Genomic DNA, 21811 nt, shown 5'->3' on the forward strand with positions numbered 1-21811 from the left:
CAAGACCGGGGCTGGCCATGATCCTCACCGTGACGCTCAACACCGCGCTCGACGTCACCCACCGGGTGCCGCGACTGCTGCCGCACACCTCCCACCGGGTCACCGGTGTCACCGAACGCCCCGGCGGGAAGGGCCTGAACGTCGCCCGGGTGCTCGCCGCGCTCGGCGACGACGTCACGGCGACGGGCTTCGCGGGCGGCCCCACCGGCCAGGTCGTACGCGAACTCCTCGCCGCCGCACCCGGGGTGACCGACGCCCTCGTCCCCTGCGCGGGCACCACCCGGCGCACCCTGGCCGTCGTCGACGAGAGCACCGGGGACACCACCCAGTTCAACGAACCCGGCCCGCAGATCTCCCCCGCCGAATGGGCCGCCTTCCTGGAGCGGTACGCCCAACTCCTCCCCGGCGCCCGCGCGGTGGCCCTGTGCGGCAGCCTGCCGCCCGGCGTGCCGGTCGGCGCGTACGCGGTCCTCGTACGGGCGGCCCGCGCGGCCGGCGCCCCGGTGCTGCTCGACACCAGCGGCGAGGCCCTGCGGCGCGGCGTCGCCGCCCGGCCGGAGATCATCAAGCCGAACGCGGCCGAACTCGCGGAGCTGACCGGCTCCCGCGACCCGCTGCCCGCCACCCGCGACGCCCGCCGCCGCGGCGCCCACGCGGTGGTCACCTCCCTGGGCGCCGACGGGCTGCTCGCCGCCACCCCCGAGGGCACCTGGCACGCCGCCCCGCCCCGCCCGCTGCGCGGCAACCCGACCGGCGCGGGCGACTCCGCCGTGGCGGGCCTGCTCTCCGCCCTGGTGCGGGGCCTGGACTGGCCCGAGCGCCTCGTCCGCGCGGTGGCCCTCTCCGCCGCCACCGTGCACGCCCCGACGGCGGGAGAGTTCGACCCCCGCACCTACGAAGAGGTACGGGGGTCGGTCAAGGTGACGTCCGGTCAGCCGGACTGAGCACCGGCTACAGCGGCTCCAGCCAGAGCTGGTCGATGATGATCTCGCACTGGTTGCCGGTCTCGCAGGAGATCTTGACCGTGTTCGTACCCTTCTTCAGCTCCACGTTGGAGTGCGTGTACGTCCACTTGTCCCACTCGCCCGGCTTGGCGTGCGAGAAGTTGTCCATGTTTATCGGCCGCGTCTGCTGCTCGCCGTTGACGGTGAGCGTGGTGCTCGCGGCCTTGCCCGGCACCGCGTAACTGATCTTCAGCTTGTACTGGGACGCCTTCGGCGCGTCCAGCGTCCAGGTGAGCGCGGCGCCGGTCTGGTTGAAGTTGCCGACGTACTGGCCGCCCGCGCTCTTGGCACCCGGCACCACGGCCGTCAGCGCCGCACCACCCGTCAGGTTCATGCCGGAACCGGAGGCGTCCGCCTTGGGCAGCGGGCTCGCCGACGGCGCCGGGGAACCGCTGGCCTGCGGACCGTCGGAGTTCTTGGGCGCCGACGACGGCTGGTTCTGGTTCCCCTGCGCCTTCTCGTCCTTGTCGCCCTTGTCGCCGAACATCAGGGCTGCGCCGATGCCGATGCCGACCGCGGCGACCACCGCGACCGCGGCGATCAGCAGACCGCGCCGGCTCGACCCGCCGGAGGAGCCGCGCCCGCCACCGTGCCCGCCGCGCCCAGCGTGGGCCGCCGTCGCGGAGTGGCCCGGCGCGGACGGCTGCTGCGGAACCCCGTAACCGCCGGCCTGGAGGGCCTCCGGGGACTGGTACTGGGCCTGGTAGGCCTGCGGGGGCTGCTGCTGCGGCACGGCGCCGCGCTGGCCGCCGTACGTCCGCTCGCCGACCGTCCGCACCTGGTTGTACGAGGTCCGGGGGACGCCGGGCTGCGCGCCGGGCGGTCCGCCGGCCGACGGGCCGGGGTAGCCGTATCCGCCGCCCTGACCGGGCGGGGTGGCTCCGGCGGCCTGGCCGTCCGCGTAGAGGTAGCCGAACGGATCATCGTCCTCGGGCTGGTTCGCCCCACCGTGCGGGCCGTTGTTCGCGGGCGTCGTCATCGCAGGTCACTCCTTTCGACCCACGGGAGCCTACCCCGAACACGTGCGCCCACGGGCGGCCCGCGGACTCAGCCGGCCCGCCGGTGCGCCTTGGAACGGGACCGCTTCTCGATGTACATCCGCTGGTCGGCGGAGCGCAGCACCTCGTCCGCGGACATCCCGCAGCTGGCCCAGCCGATCCCGAAACTCGCCCCCACGCGCACCGCGCGGCCGTCCACGCGGATCGGCGGGATGATCGCGTTGCGCAGCCGCACGGCGAGGTCGGCGGCGTCCGCGGCGCCCAGTCCGTCGGCGAGGACGACGAACTCGTCGCCACCCAGCCGGGCGACGGTGTCACCGTCCCTGACGCCCGTCGTCAGCCGCCGGGCCACCTCGATCAGCACCGCGTCGCCGGTGTGGTGGCCGAACCGGTCGTTGATCGACTTGAAGCCGTCGAGGTCGCAGAAGAGCACCGCGAGCCCCTTGGTGCCGTCGTCGACGTCCGTGGCGGGCGCCACCGTGTGCACGTGGTGGTCGTACGGGCCGTCCGGGCCGCCCGGGAACGCGCCGGGGACGTCGAAGGATTCGCCCGGCTGCCCGGCCGGGGCGGCGGCGAAGCCGGTGTCGTAGCCGTAGGGCTGTCCGTCGGGCGGAAAGCCGTGCTCGCCGGCACCACCCGCCCCGGGGCGGCCCTCGTACGCCGCGTCCAGCGCCTCCACCGCGGTGGCCCGTACGGACTGGGGCCGCCGGCACAGGCGCGCGCCGAGCCGCGAGCGCAGCTCGGCGCTGTTGGGCAGGCCGGTGAGGGAGTCGTGGCTGGCGCGGTGCGCGAGCTGGAGTTCGTGCCGCTTGCGCTCCTCGATGTCCTCGACGTGGGTGAGGAGGAAGCGGGGCCCGTCCGCGGCGTCCGCGACCACCGAGTTGCGCAGCGAGACCCATACGTACGTGCCGTCGCGCCGCCCCAGGCGCAGCTCGGCGCGGCCGCCCTCGGCCGAGGTGCGCAGCAGGGTGCCGATGTCCTCGGGGTGGACGAGGTCGGAGAAGGAGTAGCGGCGCAGTACGGAGGCGGGCCGGCCCAACAGCCGGCACAGGGCGTCGTTGGTGCGCAGCAGCCGGCCGTGCTGGTCGCCGCCCATCTCGGCGATGGCCATGCCGCTGGGCGCGTACTCGAAGGCCTGCCGGAACGACTCCTCGCTGGCCCGCAGGGCCTGTTGCTCGCGCTCCAGCCGGACCAGGGCCCGCTGCATGTTCGCGCGCAGCCGTGCGTTGCTGATCGCAATGGCGGCCTGGAAGGCGTACATCTGGAGCGCCTCGCGCCCCCACGCGCCGGGGCGGCGCCCGTTGCGCGGTCTGTCCACCGAGATGACACCCAGGAGTTCCCCGCCCGTCGCGTACATGGGGGCGTAGAGCCGGTCCTCGGGGTGCCACTCGTCCAGGAAGCGCGGGTCGGGGCCGTCCGTGTGCCACTGGGGGACGTCGTCCTCCATCAGGACCCAGCCCTCGGTGTGCGGTATGAAGCGCAGGCCGTCCCAGTCCTCGCCCATGGTCAGCCGGCGCTCCCAGGCGCCGCGGGAGCCGACGCGGCCGGTGATCAGGGCTTCGGCGGCGGGGTCGCCGGCGAAGGCGGCGACGACGAGATCGCCGTCAGGGCGTACGAGGTTGACACAGGCGAGTTCGTAGCCGAGGCCGCGGACGATGCCGTCCACGACGGTCTGCAGGGTGTCCGCCAGGCTCCGGGCCGTGTTGAGTTCGGCCACCACCTGGTGCAGCTGCCGCAGGGTCGCAAGACGGACGTACGGCTCCGACTCGGTCTCCATTGCTCGCTCTCCCCGAGACCTCGACAGCAACTCCAGGTTTGTCATCGGCGTTTCGTTGCGGTGTCCCGTCCACTGAATCACAGTGAGCTGTGCGGCAGGTACACAGGGTCAACAAATCTTGCTCTCTGTGACTCAAGTCACATGAGATGAATAAAGACGTGCCGTGCGGCGCAGGGGGAGGGGGAGCGCTCCCGGCCGTTTCCGGAAGCGAACGACGGGCCCCGGCCTAGGCCGCGAGGCGGGGACGCGGCTCCGACCCGCGGCCGATGTGCGGCGCGCGATATCGGCACTAGCGTTCGGTACGTGCCCAAGACGACCCCCGTACACCCCGCTCCCGTCCACCCCGCGAACGCGGCCACCCCCCATCCTGAGGGGGTGAGCAACGACGAGTTCCGGGCCGCCATGTCCCGGCTGGCGTCCGGCGTGTGCCTGATCACCGCGCAGGAGCCGCCCCTGAGCGCCGACGGGCCGCGCGGCGAGGACGTCGGCATGACGGCCACCGCCTTCATGTCGGTGTCCCTGGACCCGCCGCTGGTGCTGGTGAGCGTGCGCGAGGGGTCCCGGATGGACGACCTGCTCGCGGAGCAGCCGCTGTGGGCGGTCTCCCTCCTCGCGGACAGCCAGCTCCAGGTCGCGGGCCGCTTCGCGATGAAGGGCCGGATCAGCGACCGCCTGCTCTTCGAGGGGGTCCCGTACGTGCGCGGCGCCCTCTCGGGGGCGCCGCTGCTGTCGGGGGCGCTGGCCACCCTGGAGTGCCGCACCGAGTCCCGGGTCACCGCGGGCGACCACACCCTGGTCGTCGGGCACGTCCTCGGCGCGGCCCTGCCGGTCCCGGAGGCGCCGCCGCTGACGTACTTCCGCGGCCGCTACCGCCACCTGGCCCCGTAGGCCTGCCGGCGGGGACCGCAGGTCCCGCTACCAGTCGCGGCCGGTGCGGCCGCGCTTGGTCTCGCCCCGGGCCTTCTTCTCCCGCAGGCGCCGCTCGTTGATGCCCCGCGGGATCTTCGTCGCGCGGCGCGGCTTCGGCGGCGGGGCCGTGGCCTCCGCCAGCAGCGAGGCCAGGCGGACCAGCGCCATCTCCCGGTTGCGGAACTGCGAGCGGTGCTCGGAGGCCCGTACCGTCACCACGCCGTCCACCAGCCGCGGCGCGAGCCGCTCCAGCGCCCGCTCCTTCCACACCGGCGGCAGCGCGCCGGTCGCCGCCACGTCGAAGAGCAGCTCCACCCGCGAGTCGGAGGTGTTGACGTGCTGTCCGCCCGGCCCGGAGGAACGCGAGAACCGCCAGGAGAGCTCCGCCTCGGGGAGCACGACCGAACCGCGGATGACATAGGGACCAGGCATGGCCCTATGATCGGCCCCCGCCGGGGCCGCCGTCACCCGTATTTCCCGCTCCCGGGAACCTGTGCGCCCCCTCGCCGCGTTATGCAGGGCAGCGGTAACTTGACCGCGTATCGCGGTCGTGTGACGAGGAAGGACACCAGTCAAAATGGCAGTAAGCCTGTCCAAGGGCGGCAACGTCTCGCTCTCGAAGGAGGCCCCCGGCCTCAGCGCCGTCACGGTCGGCCTCGGCTGGGACGTCCGTACGACGACCGGTGTCGACTTCGACCTCGACGCCTCGGCCATCGCGGTCAACGCCACCGGCAAGGTCGTCTCCGACGGCCACTTCGTCTTCTTCAACAACAAGTCCACCCCGGACCAGACCATCGTCCACACCGGTGACAACCGCACCGGCGAGGGCTCGGGCGACGACGAGGCCATCAACGTCAACCTCGCCGGCCTGCCCGCCGACGTCGACAAGATCGTCTTCCCGGTCTCGATCTACGACGCCGAGTCCCGCAGCCAGAACTTCGGCCAGGTCCGCAACGCCTACATCCGCGTCGTCAACCAGGCCGGCGGCGCCGAGATCGCCCGCTACGACCTCTCCGAGGACGCCGCCACCGAGACCGCCATGGTCTTCGGCGAGCTCTACCGCAACGGCGCCGAGTGGAAGTTCCGCGCGGTCGGCCAGGGCTACGCCTCCGGCCTCACCGGCATCGCCCAGGACTTCGGCGTCAACGTCTGACCCGCGACACCCCCGCCCAGCCCCCTCCCGGCCCCCGGGCAGGGGGCTCGCGCGTCAGCCCTTGGGACGCCCCGCGCCGTACAGCCAGACGTCCCACACCTTCTTCAGGTCGTGCCCCGTCAGCCGCTGCGCGTACGCGGTGAAATCGGCGGTGCTCGCGTTGCCGTGCCGGTGGTCGGCGGCCCAGCCCCGCAGCAGCGCGAAGAACGCCCCGTCCCCCACCTCCTGCCGGATCCGGTGCAGCACCATCGCACCCCGGTAGTAGACCGGAGCGTCGGAGATGTGGGCGGCGTCCGGCGGCGCGGCGGGCGGGAAGGCGCCCCAGTCCTCGCCGGCCCCCCGGTCGACCCCGGTGTCGCCGGCCAGGAACGCCTCGAACCGGCGCTGCGCGCTGACACCGCCCCGGTCCTCGGACCACAGCCACTCCGCGTACGTGGCGAAGCCCTCGTTGAGCCACATGTCCTTCCAGGACGCGGGCGACACCGAGTTGCCGAACCACTGGTGGGCCACCTCGTGCAGGACCAGCTCCTCGTCGGGCGCACCCGAGTAGACCGGCTTGGTCTGCGTCTCCAGGGCGTACCCGAGGGTCTGCGCGGGCATCACGATCGAACCGGCCGACCCGAAGGGGTACGGGCCGAACCTGGCACTGCCCCACTCGACGATCTCGGGCAGCCGCGCCAGCGCGGCCGCGCTGCCCGCCGCCTCACCGGGAGCGACGGCGTTGTACACCGCGACCCCCGAGGGCGTGCGCCCGGTGCTCACCTTGAACTTCCCGACGGCCACCGTCGCCAGGTAGCCGGCCATCGGCTCGGGGCTGTGCCACGCGAACTCGGTCCGCCCCTCCCCCACCGCCCGGCGGGAGCGCAGCTCGCCGTTGGAGACGGCCTCGTAGCCGTCCGGCACGGTCACGGTCACGTCGTACGTGGCCTTGTCGGAGGGGTGGTGGTTGCCGGGGAACCACCCCATCGACCCCACCGGCTCGCCCACGCCCACCGCCGCGTCCCCGGTGGTGATCCAGCCCTCCTCGGACCCGTCCGGGTCGACGACCGGCTTGGGCCGCCCGGCGTAGTCCACCGTCGTACGGAAGACCTCGCCCTTCTTCAGGTCCCGGGCCGGGCGCACCGTCAGCTCGCTGCCGGTCCGGTTGTAGCGGGCGCGGGCACCCTGCACGTCCACCCCCTCGACCTTCAGGCCGCTGAAGTCGAGGTTGAAGGAGCTGAGCCCCTGCTCGGCGCGCGCGGTGATCACGGCCGTACCGCGCAGGCGGCCGTCGGCGGGGTCGTAGGCGAGGTCCAGGGCGTAGTGCTCGACCTGGTAGCCGCCGTTGCCGGCCCGGGGGAAGAACGGGTCACGCAGACCGGAAGCGCCCGGCCGCCCCTGCACCGTCGCCCCCGTACATCCCGTGGTCAGGACGAGCAGGGCGGTGACGGCGGGGACGGCCAGGCGCTTGAGTTCCACGCACCGACCTTACTTCTGCAGGGCCTCCACACCGGCCTTGGCGAACTTCTCGTCCAGGTCACCGCTCGGGGCGCCGGCCACGCCGATGCCAGCGACGGGCGCGCCGTCGGCCTGGACGGGGGCGCCGCCGGCGAGGAAGAGGGTGCCGGGGATGTCCTTCAGGTTCGGGGCCTGCGCGAGCCGGCCGACGAGGACGGAGGTCGGGGCGTTCCAGGACACGGCGGTGAAGGCCTTGCGCTCCGCCGACTCGTAGGACTGCGGACCCGCGCCGTCGCCGCGCAGGGTGACGAGGGTGTTGCCGTTGCGGTCGACCACCGCGACGGTGACCTTCTGGTGCTCCTTCTCGGCGGCCTCGAGCGCGGCCTGCGCGGCACGGGTGGCCGCACCGATGGTGAGGTGGGTCGAGGTGGTGAAGTTCTTGTCCGCGTCCTTCTCGGCGGGGGTGGCGCTCGCGCTGACGGCGCCGAACGTCCCGGCGCCGAGGGCGACGGCGAGGGCGGTGCCGGTGAGGACGCGGGTGCGGGTGTTCATGTCTGCTCCTGGTGGGTCGGCGGCTCGGCTGGCTCCCTCCAAGCGTCGGCGGCGAACCGCCCCCGGCCCGTCCCCGTACCGGCTCGCCCCGCTTGGCGCACCGGCTGACCCGAGGGTCATCCGATCGGCCGATGCGCAGGGGCCGCCCGCCCGTTTTGCTGTTCCTGACGCGCCCCTGGCTGCTCCCCGCCCGGCGGGGCTGATCAGCCCCGCCGGCGTTTGAGGCGCGGGGGTCTGGGGGCGGAGCCCCCGGGGAACGGCGGAAGGGCGGGTAGGCGACCCGGCCCCGCGCAGCGGCGCACCATCGGCCCCGCCAGGCCACGGCTGCCCTCACCGACAACCGCCCGGCCAGGGCAAAGGCAGTATGGATACCACCCGCCCCACCCACAGGAGCCACCCCGTGACCCGGGCCCCCGACACCCGCACCCTCGCCACCGTCATGCACACGGCGTTCTTCCTCCTGCTCGGCGCCTCGGTGGCCCGGTTCCTGCTCCGCCACCCCGGTGAGCCCCGCACCCCCTGGGTGATCTCCCTCTCCATCGCCCTCGCCCTGCTGTACGTCCTGGGCCCCGCCGCCGGCGTCAACCGAGCCGCCCCCGCCCCCGGCACCGGCGCCACCCCCGCCCTCCGCCCCCGCCTCTGGCTCGGCCTGGTCGTCGCCACCTGGGTGGTCCTCGTGGTGCTCGCGCCCAGCTTCGCCTGGTGCGCCGTACCGCTGTTCTTCACGGCCCTGCGCACCCTCCCCCCGCGCGCCGCCGTCGCCCTGGTCGGCGTACTCACCGTCTTCGTCGTCGCCGCCCAGCTCAAGCTCTCCACCGCCTTCGACCCGAACCTCCTCCTGGCCCCACCCGCCGTCGCCGCCCTCGCCACGGCCGTCTTCGTCCACATGGAACGCCAGGCCCGCGCCCAGCGCGCGCTGATCGACGACCTGATCCGCACCCGCCGGGAACTGGCCGCCACCGAGCGCCGCGAAGGCACCCTCGCCGAGCGGCAGCGGCTGTCCATGGAGATCCACGACACCCTGGCCCAGCACCTGTCCAGCCAGCAGATGCTGCTCCAGGCCGCCGACCGCACGTGGGACACCGACCCGGCCACCGCCCGCGCGCATGTCCGTACCGCCACCGGCATCGCGGCCCGCGGCCTCGCCGAGGCCCGCCGCCTGGTCCACGACCTCGCCCCGCCCGAGCTGGACAACGGCGCGGGCCTCGCCGACGCCCTGCGCGCCCTGGACGCCGGCCCCGGCGTCGAGGTCCGCTTCCACCTGGAGGGCGTCCCCGTCCCCCTCCCGGACCGCACCGAATCCGCCCTGCTGCGCATCGCCCAGGGCGCCCTGGCCAACATCCGCGAGCACGCGCACGCGCACACCGCCGCCCTGACCCTCAGCTTCCTCGGCGACCAGGTCGTCCTGGACATCGCCGACGACGGCGCCGGCTTCACCGCCGCCACCCCCGCGCCCGCCGGCCACGGCCACGGCCACGGACCCGACTCCGACCGCGGCCACGGACTGCCGGCGATACGCGCCCGCGTACGCCAGCTCGGCGGCACCCTGACGATCGAATCGACCCCCGGCGAGGGCACCGTCCTCTCCGCCGCAATCCCCCTGGAGCCCACAGGATGACGACGATCCTCCTCTGCGACGACCACGTGGTGGTCCGCGCCGGACTCCTCGCGCTCCTCGGCAGCGAACCGGACATCGAGGTGCTCGGCGAGGCGGGCAGCGGCGAGGAGGCCGTCGCGCTGGCCGCCAAGCTGCGCCCGGACGTGGTCCTGATGGACCTCCAGCTCGGCGAGGGCATCGACGGCGTCGAAGCCACCCGCCGCATCACGGCCCTGCCCCGGCCGCCGCACGTCCTGGTCCTCACCACCTACGACACGGACGCGGACATCACCCGGGCGATCGGCGCGGGCGCGACCGGCTACCTGCTGAAGGCGGAGCGCCCCGAGGAGCTCTTCGCCGCCATCCACTCGGCGGCTGCGGGCCGCACCACCCTGTCCGCGCCCGTCGCGAGCCGGGTGATGGCCCACATGCGCGGTACGCGCCCCACCCTCACGGACCGCGAACTCGACATCCTGGGCCAGCTGGCCCGGGGCCTGGGCAACCGCGACATCGCCCGCGCGCTGTTCATCAGCGAAGCCACGGTCAAGACCCACCTGGGCCGCATCTACGACAAGCTCGGCGTCGACACCCGCGCCGGAGCGGTGGCGGTGGCCAAGGAACAGCGGCTGCTGCCCTCCTGACGCCGCCCCTCACGCCCCGCCGGCGGCGTCCCGCCCGGCCAGCCTCCGCCGCCACTGCTCCATGGCCTGCCGCAGGGACTCGTTCACGAGGGACAGCAGCTCGACGGAGGCCTCGAAGCGCGCGCCCGCCGCGGTCCCGGGGCCGAGGACCTCCGCGCCGCGTCGCGACACCGCCACCAGGGCGTCGTTCATCTGCGCGGCCGCCAGCAGCGAGCGGAGCCAGAGCTCGTCGTCGACGGCGTAGCGCTCGCGGCGCTCTCCGGCGGTCCGTTCCCGCCGGATCATCCCCTGCTGTTCGAGCCAGGCGACGGCGTGCGAGACGGACGCCGGGCTGACGTGCAGCCGCTGGACCAGCTCGGCGGCGGTGAGGGCGCCGGTATCGGTGACGTACAGGCAGGCCAGCACCCGGGAGACCATGGGCGGCATGCCCTGCTGGGCGAGGAGGGCGGTGAAGGACTCCGTGAAGTCCCGGACCGCCCGCGGATCCCGCCCGGGGCCACTGCCGCGACCGTCACCGCCGCCACCGTCGCCGCCGCCACCGCCACCGTCACCGTCGCCGTCCGGGGCCGTCTGCGGCCGGGCCTGCCCGCGCCGGCGGGCCCGCTCCCGCGTGGCCTCCTGCGCCCGCTCCGCCCCGTACTGCTCGGGGCCGCCGTTGCGGGTGACCTCCCGCATCACGGTCGAGGCGGGCCGCCCCAGCCGGCGGCCGATCTCCGTGTACCCGAGACCCTCGGCCAGCCAGGCGGCGATGTGCCGGCGGTCCTCGCCGGTCAGCCTTCCTCCGGGCATCGGTCCCGTCTCCCCTCGTCGGCGGTGCGCGCACCCGGTGCGCAGTATGCGGCCACCGCCGACCCCATTGCAATCCACCCCCGGGCGGCCGCCGTGCGTTTAGTGCCATAGCCATTGCAACGTCAAGCCCACATCACCCTTTCCATCGGGTCGAGTTGCCCGAAGAAGTTCGTTGACGCATCCATAAACGCAATGTAGCGTCGCCTGCGTTCAGCACTTCGCGAACAACGACGGGGGATTGATGATGGGCAAGAACACCGGCTTCTCCGAAACCGGACTGCGCCGGATGCGCGACGTCCTGACGCGGCACGTCGAGTCCGGGAAGATCCCCGGCCTCGTGACCCTCGTCAGCCGCGGCGACGAGACGCACGTCGAAGCGATCGGCAACACCCACCACGACGGTGGCGGCGCGCCGATGCGCCGGGACACGATCTTCCGGATGGCGTCCACGTCCAAGCCGCTCACCATGGCCCCGGTGATGGTCCTCCTCGACGAGTGCGGGCTGCGCCTGGACGACCTGGTGCAGGAGTGGCTGCCCGAACTCGCCGACCGCCAGGTGCTGAAGCGGCCCGACGGCCCGCTGGACGACACCGTGCCGGCGCAGCGGCCGATCACCGTACGGGACCTGGTGACCTCCACCTTCGGACTCGGCGTCGACCTGTCGACCATGGGCTCCCCGCTCCAGGCCGCGCTCCAGGAGCACGCCGTCTTCAGCCAGGGAGTGGTCCCGGCACCCGAGGCGGACGAGTGGATGCGCCGCCTGGGCGCGCTCCCGCTGATGTACCAGCCCGGTGAGCAGTGGGGCTACCACATCAGCCATGACGTGCTCGGGGTCCTCGTCTCCCGGGTCACGGGCAAGCCGTTCGAGACGTTCCTGCGCGAACGCGTCCTCGACCCGCTCGGCATGGCGGACACCGGCTTCCACGTGCCCGGCGACAAGATCGACCGGCTGCCGCCCTGCTACGCCCCCCACCCGCAGACCGGCGAGTTCCTGGTGTGGGACGAGGCGGCGGGCGGCCGCTACAGCCGGGCCCCGGAGTTCCAGTCGGGCGGCGGCGGCCTCGTCTCGACCGTCGACGACTACCACGCGTACTTCCGCATGCTGCTGGACCAGGGCACGCACGGCGGCGAGCGGATCCTGTCCCGCCCCGCCGTCCAGCTGATGACCACCAACCGCCTCACGCCGGAGCAGGAGAGCGCCCGCTCCGCGCTGGCCCGCGGCGCCGTCCACGTCTCCTTCGGCCAGGGCCAGCAGGGCGGCTGGGGCCTCGGCATGGCGGTGCGCACCTACCGCGGCGACTACGCGCCCGTCGGCCAGTTCGGCTGGGACGGCGGAACCGGCACCTCGGCCTACGCCGACCCGCAGAACCGGCTCACCGGCATCCTGCTCATGCAGGTCGGCCTGTCCACCCCGGACCCGGCGCGCGTCATCCACGACTTCTGGACCACGGTCTACCAGGCGATCGAGGACTGACACCCGCGCCGCGGCCCCGCCGGAGCCGGCCGCCGCCGAGGCCGCCGGCTCCGCCCCCGCGCCGGGAGAGCGACACCCGTGACACCATCGGGAACGTGCTCGACATCGGTTACTCCCTCTCCCGCCGCTTCCCCGACCCCCCGCAGACCGACTACCGCTCCGCGGACGTCCGTACCCTGCGCCACGACCTGTTCTGCGGCGACGTCTACCTCGCCGACACCGACAAGGACGTGGAACTGTCCACAGCCTGGGGATGGGTGCCCGTACTCGACTTCGCCTGGGCCCTGTGCGACATCGTCGAGCAGCTCGACGCGGACCCCCGCGGCAGCCGCTCCGCCAACCGGCAGTACGCCGAACTCGACTTCACCGAGTCCGCCGACCGCATGCTCTTCGAGCGCCGCTTCGGCTGGGTCGACATCGAAGCCGACTGGATGGCACCCGAGGAAGAGCCCCTCACCTTCAGCCACCGCCTGCTGCGCCGCGAGGCCCGCGACTTCCTCCACGACCTGATCGCGGACCTCACCGACATGCACGACGGCCTCGCCGACAACCCGGTCGTCTGGACGCTCCAGTCCCGCTTCCCCCGCGTACCCGCCTGAGCCCGTCCGCCGTACGGCGCCTCCCCCGCCCGGGGGAGCACGATCACCCCGCAGCCCGATCCCCGGCCGCCCCGCGGCCGGAAGGCTGGGCCCATGACCCTCCACACCACCGAACGCCCCGTCCCGCGCTGGGCCGTGACCACCGCCCGCCTCCTGCCGCTCCTCGCCCTGCCGGTGTGCCTGTGGCGGCTGCCCGTCGGATTCGGATTCCAGATGGGCATGGACGTGCCCCCCAGCACCGACCCGCTGTGGTTCACCGTCCCCTACGTCCTCGTCCTCAGCCTGCTCTCTGAGGCCTTCGCCCTGCTCTGCGCCGGCCTCGTCCGCCCCTGGGGCGAGACCGTCCCCGCCTGGGTCCCCGTCCTGCGCGGCCGGCGCATCCCGCCGTACGCGGTCACCGTGCCCGCGGTCCTCGCCGGCCTGGGCTTCACCCTGCTGCTCGTCGACTGGATCCTCTGCGTCTTCCACCTCGCCGGGTTCTCCGACGTCGGCTACACCAACGGCTGGTGGCAGGCCCTCGCCCTCGCCGTCAGCGCCCTCTTCGTCCTCTGGGGCCCCGCGATCCTCGCCCTCGCCCTCGCCTACCACCGGCGCCGCCGCCCCCTGCCGGCCCGCTGAGCCGCTCCCGGACCGCGGCCCGTGCGAGCCCGGGGTGTCGGATACTCTCTCGGTTGGCTCCGGGGTGTCGGCAGGCTGGAACTGCCTGATAAGGGACGGTTTTTCATGAGCGGTAGCGGTGCGCCTTCGGCCGAGCTCTTCCAGCCCCTGCGGGCGGACGACCCCGCCACCGTGGGCGGTTACCGGCTGGCGGCCGTGCTGGGCGCGGGCGGCATGGGCAAGGTGTACCTCTCCTACACCCTCGGCGGGCGGCCCGTCGCCCTCAAGGTGATCCGGCCCGAGTTCAGCGAGGACCCCGAGTTCCGGCGGCGCTTCCAGCAGGAAGTACGCGCCGCCCAGCGCGTCCAGGGCCTCTACACCGCCCCGGTCATCGACTTCGACACCGACGGCGCGCAGCCCTGGCTCGCCACCTCCTACGTGCCGGGCCCCTCGCTCGCCCACGCCGTGGCCGGGCACGGCCGGCTGCCGCTGCGCAGCGTCCTGCTGCTGGCCATCGGCGTCGCCGAGGCCCTGCACGTCATCCACGGCGCCGGCATCGTCCACCGCGACCTGAAGCCCGGCAACGTCCTCCTCGCCGCCGACGGCCCCCGCGTGATCGACTTCGGCATCGCCCGCGCCGCCGACGCCACCGCCCTGACCAGCAGCGGCGTCAGCGTCGGCACCCCCGCGTTCATGGCCCCCGAGCAGGCCTCCGCCGGAACGGTCACCGCCGCCACCGACATCTTCGCCCTCGGCCAGATCGTCGCCTTCGCGGCGATCGGTGCACCCGCCTACGGCGACGGCAGCTCGCACGCGGTGCTCTACCGCATCGTCCACGAAGACCCCGACCTCAGCGCCCTGCCCGAGGAACTGCGCCCGCTGGTGACCCGCTGCCTGACCCGCGACCCCGCCGGCCGGCCCAGCCTCACCGAGGTCATCCAGATGTGCCACGACCTCTCCCCCGAGCCGCTGCGCCAGGGCGAGGACTGGCTCCCCCAGGCCGTCGCCGGTTCGATCACCGAACGCCTGCGGCTGCCCGAACCCGCCAAGACCCCGCCCCCGCAGGCCTCCGTCGCACCCACTCCGACCGAGCTCTCCCCGCCGCAGCCGGCCGCCGCACCCCCGGCGCCCGCGTACGCGCCGACGCAGACCGCGCCGGCGGTCCCGGCGGCGGCTCCGGGCGCGGTACCGCCCGGGTACCCGACCCCGCCGCCCGGGTACCAGACGCCGCCCCCGGGCTACCAGACGCCGCCGCCCGGCTTTGCCCCCGGCTACCCCACACCGCCGCCGATGCACCAGACCGGCTACCCCACCCCGCCGCCGGTCCACCAGACCGGCTACCCGCAGCCCGGCTACCCGCAGACCGGCTACCCGACCCCGCCCGCCCCGCCGCGCCGGCCGAAGGGCCTGATCATCGCCGGGGCGATCGTCGGCGCCGTCATCGGCCTCGCCGTCATCGGCTCCCTCCTCCCGGACGGCTCCTCGAAGAGCGGCAGTCGCGGCAGCGGTTCGTCCCGCGGCACCACCCCCAGCCCCGCCGGCTCCGGATCCCAGGACAAGAACCAGAAGCGGCCCGACCCCGCCCCGGCGACCTACCAGGGCATCGACGTGCCGGCCAACTACCAGATCATGCTCGCCGACAACCCTCCGCGCCCCGGCTCGGGCGGCAACGCCGGTGTCTCCTACAACGGCGGAGACGTCTACTACTACTTCGACACCCTGTTCGGGGAGAAGCGGCTCGGCACCGCCAACGGCAAGCTGGTCGTCCTCAACAACGCGCAGAAGGGCTCACTGGAGACCTGCCGCGCCGAGACCCGCTACACCGAGAAGGTCGGCCTCGACCAGCTCACCGACGGGTCGGAGATCTGCGTGCTCAGCGACGCCGGACACATCGCCGTGGTGACCTTCCGCGGCAAGTCGGACACGAAGGACGCCAGCAACTACATCACGCTCGACCTCACCGTCTGGCGCAACGCCGAGGCCCCCAAGAAGCACTGACGCCCCCGGCTCCCGGCCCGTACGAAACCACTCGTACGGGCCGCGCGCCCGGCCTCGCCCCCCTACCCCACCACCCGCACCCCCAACTGCGCCGCCATCGCCGGCGCCAGCTCGAACAGCTGCCCGGCACTGATCACCGCCCCCGCCAGCGCCTCCACCCCCCGCGCGATCCCCAGCTCCGCCGCCTCCCGCAGATCCACCTCCGCGAGCCGCGCCCCCGTGAAGTCCGCCCCCCGCACCACGCAGTCCCGGAACTCCACCCGCTCCAGCACCGCGCCCGCGAAATCCGGCTCCACCAGCACGCACCCCTCGAAGACCACGTCCCGCAGCCGCGCCGCCCGCAGGTTCAGGTAGTCGATCTTCCCGCCCCGTACGAGGACCCGCTCCAGCACCGCCCCGTGCAGCTGCACCCCGCCCAGCCGGGCATCCACCAGCTCCACGTCCCGCAGCGAAGCCCCCGACAGGTCCGTCCCCACCCCCCGGACCCCCTCCAGCACCGCATCCACCAGCCGCGCCTTCGCCAGCCCCGCCTCGTCCAGCACGCACCGGCGCACCGCGCAGTCCATGAACCGCGCCCCGACCCCCTCCTGCCCCGTCAGGTCCAGATCCGCGAACTCCAGCCCGTCGTAGTCACCGTCCGGCTCCAGCCCACCGCCCTCCCACACCACCAGGTCCGGCAGCCGCACCTCCGGCCGCCGCGCCGCCTTCACCACCGTCTGCCCGTCGCGCGCCATGCGTCCATCGTGACCCACCCCACTGACAGCCACCCCTTGACCTCAACCACGCTTGAGGCCGAACGCTGACGCCATGACCACGCACACCGACACCATGAAGGCCGTCCGCCTCCACGCCTTCGGCCCCGCCGAGAACCTCAGCTACGAGACCGTCCCCCGCCCCGCCCCCGGCCCCGGCCAGGTCCGCATCGCCGTCGCCGCCGCCGGCGTCCACCTCCTCGACACCGCCCTCCGCCAAGGCGCCCAGGGACTGCCCGCACCCCTCCCCCCGCTCCCGACCATCCCCGGCCGCGAAGTCGCCGGCACCGTCGACGCCCTCGGCCCCGGCACCGACCCCGCCTGGCTCGGCCGCCCCGTCGTCACCCACCTCGGCTTCGCCCCCGGCGGCTACGCCGAACACGCCGTCGCCGACGCCGACCGTCTGCACCCCGTCCCCGACGGCCTCGACCCCGCCCAGGCCGTCGCCATGATCGGCACCGGCCGCACCACCCTCGGCATCCTGCAGTTCGCCGACCTCGGCCCCACCTCCACCGTCCTCGTACCCGCCGCCGCCGGAGGCATCGGCACCCTCCTCGTCCAATACGCCAAGAACGCCGGCGCCACCGTCGTCGCCCTCGCCGGCGGCCCGGCCAAAACCGCACGCGCCACCGCCAACGGAGCCGACCTCGCCGTCGACTACACCACCCCCGACTGGGCCGACACCGTCCGCGCCCACCACCCCGGCGGCGCCACCGTCCTCTTCGACCCCGTCGGCGGCGCCACCGCCCGCACCGCCCTCGGCCTCCTCGCCCCCGGCGCCCGCCACCTCGTCTACGGCTGGTCCGAAGGCCCCCTCACCCTCACCGACGCCGAACGCGCCCACCTCACCGCCCGCCGCATCACCACCCGCACCGTCCTCGGCCCCGCCATGCTCGAAGCCGTCGGCACCCCCGACCCGCTGCGCACACTCGAGACCCGCGCCCTCGCCGAAGCCGCCGCCGGCCGCCTGCGCCCCGCCCTCCAGCGCTACCCCCTCGCCCGGGCCGCAGCCGCCCACCGCGACCTCGAAACCCGCGCCACCACCGGCAAGGTCGTCCTCGAACCCCGGCAGCGCTGAACCGCCCTACACCCCCCGCACTGCCCCCCGCACCGGCCACCCGGTACGCCAACCGCCCCCGGAACGCGACACCCGGCATCTGGACGCCCCCGGCCCGGCCCCGGTACCAACTCCCCCATGACGATCAACGGCGGCATCTCCTTCTGGTACGCGACCACCGGATCCCCCCAACCACCCCGCGCCCCCCTCACCGCCGACGCCACGGCCGACGTCGTCATCGTCGGCGGCGGCTACACCGGCCTGTGGACCGCCTACTACCTCAAGCGCGCAGCCCCCGACCTCCGCGTCACCGTCCTGGAGCAGAAGTTCTGCGGCTACGGGGCCTCCGGCCGCAACGGCGGCTGGCTCTACAACGGCATCGCCGGCCGCGACCACTACGCCGCCCGCCACGGCCACGACGCCGCCCGCCGCCTCCAGCACGCCATGAACGACACCGTCACCGAAGTCATCGACGTCGCCGCCGAGGAGGGCATCGACGCCGACGTCCACCGCGGCGGAGTCCTCGAAGTCGCCCGCACCCCCGCCCAGCTCACCCGCCTCAGGGCCTTCCACGCCGCCGAACTCGCCTACGGCGACACCGGACGCGAACTCCACGACGCCGCCGCCACCCGCGCCCGCATCGACATCGCCGACGCCGTCGGCTCCAGCTGGACCCCCCACGGCGCCCGCGTCCACCCCCTCAAGCTCGTCCGCGGCCTCGCCGCCGCCTGCGAACGCCTCGGCGTCACCCTCCACGAATCCACCCCCGTCACCGAGATCGCCCCCCGCCGCGCCGTCACCCCCTACGGCACCGTCCGCGCCCCCTACGTCCTGCGCTGCACCGAGGGCTTCACCGCCGCCCTCAAGGGCCACAAGCGCACCTGGCTCCCCATGAACTCCTCGATGATCGTCACGGCCCCCCTGCCGCCCGCGGTCTGGGAGCAGCTGGGCTGGCAGGACGCCCCGCTCCTCGGCGACATGGCCCACGCCTACATGTACGCCCAGCGCACCGCCGACGACCGCATCGCGATCGGCGGCCGCGGGGTCCCGTACCGCTTCGGCTCCCGCACCGACAACGACGGCCGCACCCAGCCGGCCACCATCGCCTCCCTCACGGCCCTCCTCACCGCCTTCTTCCCGCTCCTCACCGGCACTCCGGTCACCCACGCCTGGTCGGGCGTCCTCGGCGTCCCCCGCGACTGGTGCGCGACGGTCACCCTGGACGCCACCACGGGCCTCGGCTGGGCCGGCGGCTACGTCGGCTCGGGCGTGGCCACGGCCAACCTCGCCGCCCGCACCCTGCGCGACCTGGTCCTCGGCGACCCGACCGAGCTGACCACCCTGCCCTGGGTCCACCACCGCGTCCGCCGCTGGGAGCCGGAACCCTTCCGCTGGCTGGGCGTCCACGCCCTCTACGCCGCCTACCGCGAGGCGGACCGCCGCGAAGCGACGACCCACCGCCCCACGACGACCCCCCTGGCCCGCCTGGCGAACCACGTCTCGGGCCGCTCCTGAGCAACGCGAAAAGGCCCCGGGTAATCACCCGGGGCCTTCCGCTTCTGTACGAATCCCCTTGGCCAGAATCCCTCTGACCTGGGGCGGAGCCGCCTGTCGGAATCGAACCGACGACCTCAAGATTACAAGTCAAGCGCTCTAGCCAACTGAGCTAAGGCGGCACGACTCCCACACGAACCCTCTATGCGCGGAGCCGCCCTCACTCTACACAGCGCCCGATTGCCCGGGCCATCACGTTGATCCGCACCCCCCGGCCCCGCCCGGGATCCGGTTCGTCAGATTGCTGACAGGAGCCGTACCGCCAGGTAGCGTCGGGCGGAGTCCGGTTCGCTGGACTAGACCTTCCACTCGGATCGTCCGGCACGTTCCTGCCGGTAGAAGGGATTCACCACCATGGCTTCTGTCACCTTCGACAAGGCGACCCGCCTCTACCCGGGCGGCGACAAGCCCGCCGTCGACCAGCTGGAGCTGGAGATCGAGGACGGCGAGTTCCTCGTCCTCGTCGGCCCCTCCGGCTGCGGCAAGTCGACCTCCCTGCGCATGCTCGCGGGCCTGGAGGACGTCAACGGCGGCGCCATCCGCATCGGCGACCGCGACGTCACGCACCTGCCGCCCAAGGACCGGGACATCGCGATGGTGTTCCAGAACTACGCGCTGTACCCGCACATGACCGTCGCCGACAACATGGGCTTCGCGCTCAAGATCGCCGGTGAGGACAAGGCCACCATCCGCCGCAAGGTGGAGGAGGCGGCGAAGATGCTGGACCTGACCCAGTACCTCGACCGCAAGCCGAAGGCGCTCTCCGGCGGCCAGCGCCAGCGCGTCGCCATGGGCCGGGCCATCGTGCGCAAGCCGCAGGTCTTCCTCATGGACGAGCCGCTCTCGAACCTGGACGCCAAGCTCCGCGTCTCCACCCGCACCCAGATCGCGGCGCTCCAGCGCGACCTCGGCATCACCACCGTCTACGTCACCCACGACCAGGTCGAGGCGATGACGATGGGCGACCGCGTGGCGGTCCTCAAGGACGGCCTGCTCCAGCAGGTCGACACCCCGCGCAACATGTACGACCGGCCGGCGAACCTGTTCGTCGCCGGCTTCATCGGCTCGCCCGCCATGAACCTGGTCGAGGTGCCGATCACCGACGGCGGCGTGAAGTTCGGCGAGAGCGTCGTGCCGGTGTCGCGCGAGGCGCTGTCCGCCGCCGCCGACGCGGGCGACCGTACGGTCACGGTCGGCGTGCGCCCCGAGCACTTCGACATCGGTGACACCGGCGGCCTGACGATCACCGTGAACGTGGTCGAGGAGCTGGGTGCCGACGGCTACGTCTACGGCAGCTGCGAGGGCCAGGACCTCGTGGTGCGGGTGAACGGCCGCCAGGTGCCCGAGAAGGGCTCCTCGCTGCACGTGGTGCCGCGCGGCGACGAGATCCACGTCTTCTCGACGTCCTCCGGCGCCCGCCTGTCCAACTAGGCGGCCGGCAGGGGCGTCCCGCCAAGGGACGTCCCTGCTCCGGCAGTTGCGGGAGCCGCGCCTCACGAACCCCGGCAGACCGGGCCATTCGGCCGCACTCGTCAACCCCTGATTCGAAAAGCCACGTCGAACCATCCCCCGACCGGGTGACTAAATGTCGCCAAATCTTCACCGAGCGCTACTCTCGCCCTCGTGACCCACACTGCCCGCCGTATCGGCCGTTCCCTCGCCCTGGTCCTGCCCGTCGTCCTGGTCCTGTCCGGGACCCTCGCGGTCACCATGGTCCCCTGGGCGGATCACTCCTCCCAGATCCTGACCGCCTCCGCCGAGGACGTCTCCGTCCCGAAGAAGCCGGCCGCCCCCCAGGACCTGCTGCGCGACAAGCTCCTCGGCGAGCTCCAGCAGGGCGAGCAGCCGGGCATCGTCCTGACGCACCTCCAGCAGGAGGTGAACGGCCGGCCGTCGCTGGCCGAGCACTGCGTGAGCATCGCGCGGGCGCTCGGGCGGGCCGCCGTGGAGGCGTACGGGCCGACGAAGGCCCAGTCCTACGCGCGCCCGGTCTGCGACACCTCGTACGCGTCGGGCGTCGCCTCGATGGGCTGACGGTCCGCCGCGCCTGCCCCGGCCGGGGCGGGGGCCGTCCCTACGCTGGCGGCCATGACCGACCTTTCCCCCGTACCACCCCAATCCACCGATGACGCAGCCGCGTTCCCGGCCCTCCCCTCCCAGGCGGTCGTCCTGGCGGGCGGGCAGGGGTCGCGGCTGCGGCCGTACACGGACGACCGGCCGAAGCCGATGGTCGAGATCCCGGGGACCGGACTGCCCATCATCGGGCACCAGTTGGCGTGGCTGGCGGCGGAGGGGGTGACGGACGCCGTCGTCTCCTGCGGGCACCTCGCGGAGGTGCTCCAGGAGTGGCTGCGGTGCACCGTGCTGCCGCTGCACGTGACGACGGTGGTGGAGGAGGTGCCGTTGGGGCGCGGGGGCGGTCTGAAGCACGCGGCCGCGCACCTGCCGCATCCGGAGCGGGCCTGGTACGCGGCCAACGGGGACGTGTGGACGCGGTTCCCGCTGCGGGAGATGGCGGCCTTCCACGCGGAGCGGGAGGCGACGGCGACGCTGGCGCTGGCGCGGCCGCGGATGCCGTGGGGGGTGGTGGAGACGAACGAGTTCGGGCAGGTGCTGGACTTCATCGAGGCTCCGCCGTCGCCTTATCCGATCAACGCCGGCGTGTACGTGTTCGCTCCCGAATTCGCCTCGCTGCTGCCGGACTTGGGGGACCACGAGCGGACGACGTTCCCGCGGCTGGCCCGCGAGCGGCGGCTGGCGGGCTTTCCGCTGCCGCAGGGGGCCTACTGGCGGGCGATCGACACGGCGAAGGACCTCAGCGAGGCGGCGCGGGAGTTGGCGGCACAGGGCGCCGTCTGAGCGGTTTCCGTGTTGCTACGTCTCCCCCGGCGCCCGGCACCGGAGCGTACGGCCCCCGGCACGC

General features: G+C 73.6%; 21 protein-coding genes and 1 tRNA gene. 14 read left to right on the forward strand and 8 right to left on the reverse strand.

Going from position 1 to position 21811, the window contains the following annotated elements; all coding sequences use genetic code 11:
• The first annotated feature begins 17 nt into the window (after positions 1 to 17).
• Positions 18 to 944, forward strand: coding sequence for a 1-phosphofructokinase family hexose kinase (locus tag AB0D45_RS15255; RefSeq protein ID WP_362458788.1), 927 nt, complete (start codon positions 18 to 20; stop codon positions 942 to 944).
• A 7-nt stretch (positions 945 to 951) separates the two neighbouring features.
• Here the strand turns inward: AB0D45_RS15255 and AB0D45_RS15260 are convergent, their stop codons facing one another.
• Together AB0D45_RS15260 and cdgB are read right to left on the reverse strand one after the other, a co-directional pair.
• Positions 952 to 1983: a carbohydrate-binding protein gene (locus AB0D45_RS15260; protein WP_362458791.1), complete on the reverse strand. Its 1032-nt coding sequence runs from the start codon at positions 1981 to 1983 to the stop codon at positions 952 to 954.
• 68 nt (positions 1984 to 2051) lie between these two features.
• On the reverse strand, positions 2052 to 3779 hold the full coding sequence (gene cdgB / locus AB0D45_RS15265) for a diguanylate cyclase CdgB (protein WP_362458794.1): 1728 nt from the start codon (positions 3777 to 3779) through the stop codon (positions 2052 to 2054).
• Between the two features lie 303 nt (positions 3780 to 4082).
• Here cdgB and AB0D45_RS15270 point away from each other — a divergent pair, with 303 nt between their 5' ends.
• Positions 4083 to 4667, forward strand: coding sequence for a flavin reductase family protein (locus AB0D45_RS15270; RefSeq protein WP_361598514.1), 585 nt, complete (start codon positions 4083 to 4085; stop codon positions 4665 to 4667).
• 27 nt (positions 4668 to 4694) lie between these two features.
• On the opposite strand, the gene arfB is transcribed toward AB0D45_RS15270, so the two are convergent.
• On the reverse strand, positions 4695 to 5120 hold the full coding sequence (gene arfB, locus AB0D45_RS15275) for an alternative ribosome rescue aminoacyl-tRNA hydrolase ArfB (protein WP_361598511.1): 426 nt from the start codon (positions 5118 to 5120) through the stop codon (positions 4695 to 4697).
• A 145-nt stretch (positions 5121 to 5265) separates the two neighbouring features.
• Here arfB and AB0D45_RS15280 point away from each other — a divergent pair, with 145 nt between their 5' ends.
• Positions 5266 to 5841 (forward strand): TerD family protein, encoded by a 576-nt coding sequence (locus AB0D45_RS15280; protein ID WP_361598508.1) that lies wholly within the window; start codon positions 5266 to 5268, stop codon positions 5839 to 5841.
• Positions 5842 to 5895: 54 nt separating this feature from the next.
• On the opposite strand, the gene AB0D45_RS15285 is transcribed toward AB0D45_RS15280, so the two are convergent.
• Positions 5896 to 7299, reverse strand: a complete 1404-nt coding sequence (locus AB0D45_RS15285; protein WP_362458796.1) for a M1 family metallopeptidase — start codon at positions 7297 to 7299, stop codon at positions 5896 to 5898.
• Positions 7300 to 7308: 9 nt separating this feature from the next.
• A complete protein-coding gene (locus AB0D45_RS15290) occupies positions 7309 to 7830 on the reverse strand; it encodes a heme-binding protein (RefSeq protein ID WP_361598502.1) in 522 nt (173 codons plus the stop codon).
• A gap of 364 nt (positions 7831 to 8194) precedes the next feature.
• Between AB0D45_RS15290 and AB0D45_RS15295 the strand changes: the two genes are divergently transcribed.
• Together AB0D45_RS15295 and AB0D45_RS15300 are read left to right on the forward strand one after the other, a co-directional pair.
• Complete coding sequence (locus AB0D45_RS15295) at positions 8195 to 9448, forward strand: sensor histidine kinase (RefSeq protein WP_362458798.1); 1254 nt, start codon at positions 8195 to 8197, stop codon at positions 9446 to 9448.
• Positions 9445 to 10068, forward strand: a complete 624-nt coding sequence (locus tag AB0D45_RS15300) for a response regulator transcription factor (protein WP_267033560.1) — start codon at positions 9445 to 9447, stop codon at positions 10066 to 10068. Before AB0D45_RS15295 ends, AB0D45_RS15300 begins: the two co-directional genes overlap by 4 nt.
• A 9-nt stretch (positions 10069 to 10077) precedes the next feature.
• Here AB0D45_RS15300 and AB0D45_RS15305 read toward each other — a convergent pair whose 3' ends face one another.
• Positions 10078 to 10857: a helix-turn-helix domain-containing protein gene (locus tag AB0D45_RS15305; RefSeq protein WP_362458801.1), complete on the reverse strand. Its 780-nt coding sequence runs from the start codon at positions 10855 to 10857 to the stop codon at positions 10078 to 10080.
• A gap of 244 nt (positions 10858 to 11101) precedes the next feature.
• Here AB0D45_RS15305 and AB0D45_RS15310 point away from each other — a divergent pair, with 244 nt between their 5' ends.
• From AB0D45_RS15310 to AB0D45_RS15325, 4 genes are all read left to right on the forward strand, one after another.
• On the forward strand, positions 11102 to 12331 hold the full coding sequence (locus AB0D45_RS15310) for a serine hydrolase domain-containing protein (RefSeq protein WP_362458804.1): 1230 nt from the start codon (positions 11102 to 11104) through the stop codon (positions 12329 to 12331).
• Between the two features lie 95 nt (positions 12332 to 12426).
• Entirely contained in the window at positions 12427 to 12930 is a 504-nt protein-coding gene (locus tag AB0D45_RS15315; RefSeq protein WP_361598489.1) for a hypothetical protein, read from the forward strand.
• A gap of 93 nt (positions 12931 to 13023) precedes the next feature.
• Positions 13024 to 13548, forward strand: a complete 525-nt coding sequence (locus AB0D45_RS15320) for a hypothetical protein (protein ID WP_362458807.1) — start codon at positions 13024 to 13026, stop codon at positions 13546 to 13548.
• A gap of 105 nt (positions 13549 to 13653) precedes the next feature.
• Positions 13654 to 15525, forward strand: coding sequence for a serine/threonine-protein kinase (locus tag AB0D45_RS15325; RefSeq protein ID WP_362458810.1), 1872 nt, complete (start codon positions 13654 to 13656; stop codon positions 15523 to 15525).
• A gap of 62 nt (positions 15526 to 15587) precedes the next feature.
• Here the strand turns inward: AB0D45_RS15325 and AB0D45_RS15330 are convergent, their stop codons facing one another.
• Positions 15588 to 16259 carry a pentapeptide repeat-containing protein gene (locus AB0D45_RS15330; protein WP_362458813.1) on the reverse strand — a complete coding sequence of 224 codons (672 nt, stop codon included), beginning with the start codon at positions 16257 to 16259 and terminating at the stop codon, positions 15588 to 15590.
• Between the two features lie 94 nt (positions 16260 to 16353).
• Here AB0D45_RS15330 and AB0D45_RS15335 point away from each other — a divergent pair, with 94 nt between their 5' ends.
• Together AB0D45_RS15335 and AB0D45_RS15340 are read left to right on the forward strand one after the other, a co-directional pair.
• A complete protein-coding gene (locus AB0D45_RS15335; RefSeq protein WP_362458894.1) occupies positions 16354 to 17355 on the forward strand; it encodes a zinc-binding dehydrogenase in 1002 nt (333 codons plus the stop codon).
• A gap of 117 nt (positions 17356 to 17472) precedes the next feature.
• Positions 17473 to 18849: an FAD-dependent oxidoreductase gene (locus AB0D45_RS15340; RefSeq protein ID WP_362458815.1), complete on the forward strand. Its 1377-nt coding sequence runs from the start codon at positions 17473 to 17475 to the stop codon at positions 18847 to 18849.
• Between the two features lie 87 nt (positions 18850 to 18936).
• On the opposite strand, the gene AB0D45_RS15345 is transcribed toward AB0D45_RS15340, so the two are convergent.
• Positions 18937 to 19010, reverse strand: a tRNA-Thr gene (locus AB0D45_RS15345).
• Between the two features lie 232 nt (positions 19011 to 19242).
• Between AB0D45_RS15345 and ugpC the strand changes: the two genes are divergently transcribed.
• The 3 genes from ugpC to AB0D45_RS15360 all read left to right on the forward strand — a co-directional run bounded on the left by ugpC (position 19243) and on the right by AB0D45_RS15360 (position 21747).
• Entirely contained in the window at positions 19243 to 20319 is a 1077-nt protein-coding gene (ugpC, locus tag AB0D45_RS15350) for a sn-glycerol-3-phosphate ABC transporter ATP-binding protein UgpC (RefSeq protein WP_361598474.1), read from the forward strand.
• Positions 20320 to 20511: 192 nt separating this feature from the next.
• A complete protein-coding gene (locus AB0D45_RS15355; RefSeq protein WP_361598471.1) occupies positions 20512 to 20922 on the forward strand; it encodes a hypothetical protein in 411 nt (136 codons plus the stop codon).
• 54 nt (positions 20923 to 20976) lie between these two features.
• Positions 20977 to 21747, forward strand: coding sequence for a nucleotidyltransferase family protein (locus tag AB0D45_RS15360; RefSeq protein WP_362458819.1), 771 nt, complete (start codon positions 20977 to 20979; stop codon positions 21745 to 21747).
• The last annotated feature ends 64 nt before the right edge of the window (positions 21748 to 21811 follow it).

This window comes from Streptomyces sp. NPDC048352 (assembly GCF_040651895.1).
Lineage (GTDB): Bacteria > Actinomycetota > Actinomycetes > Streptomycetales > Streptomycetaceae > Streptomyces.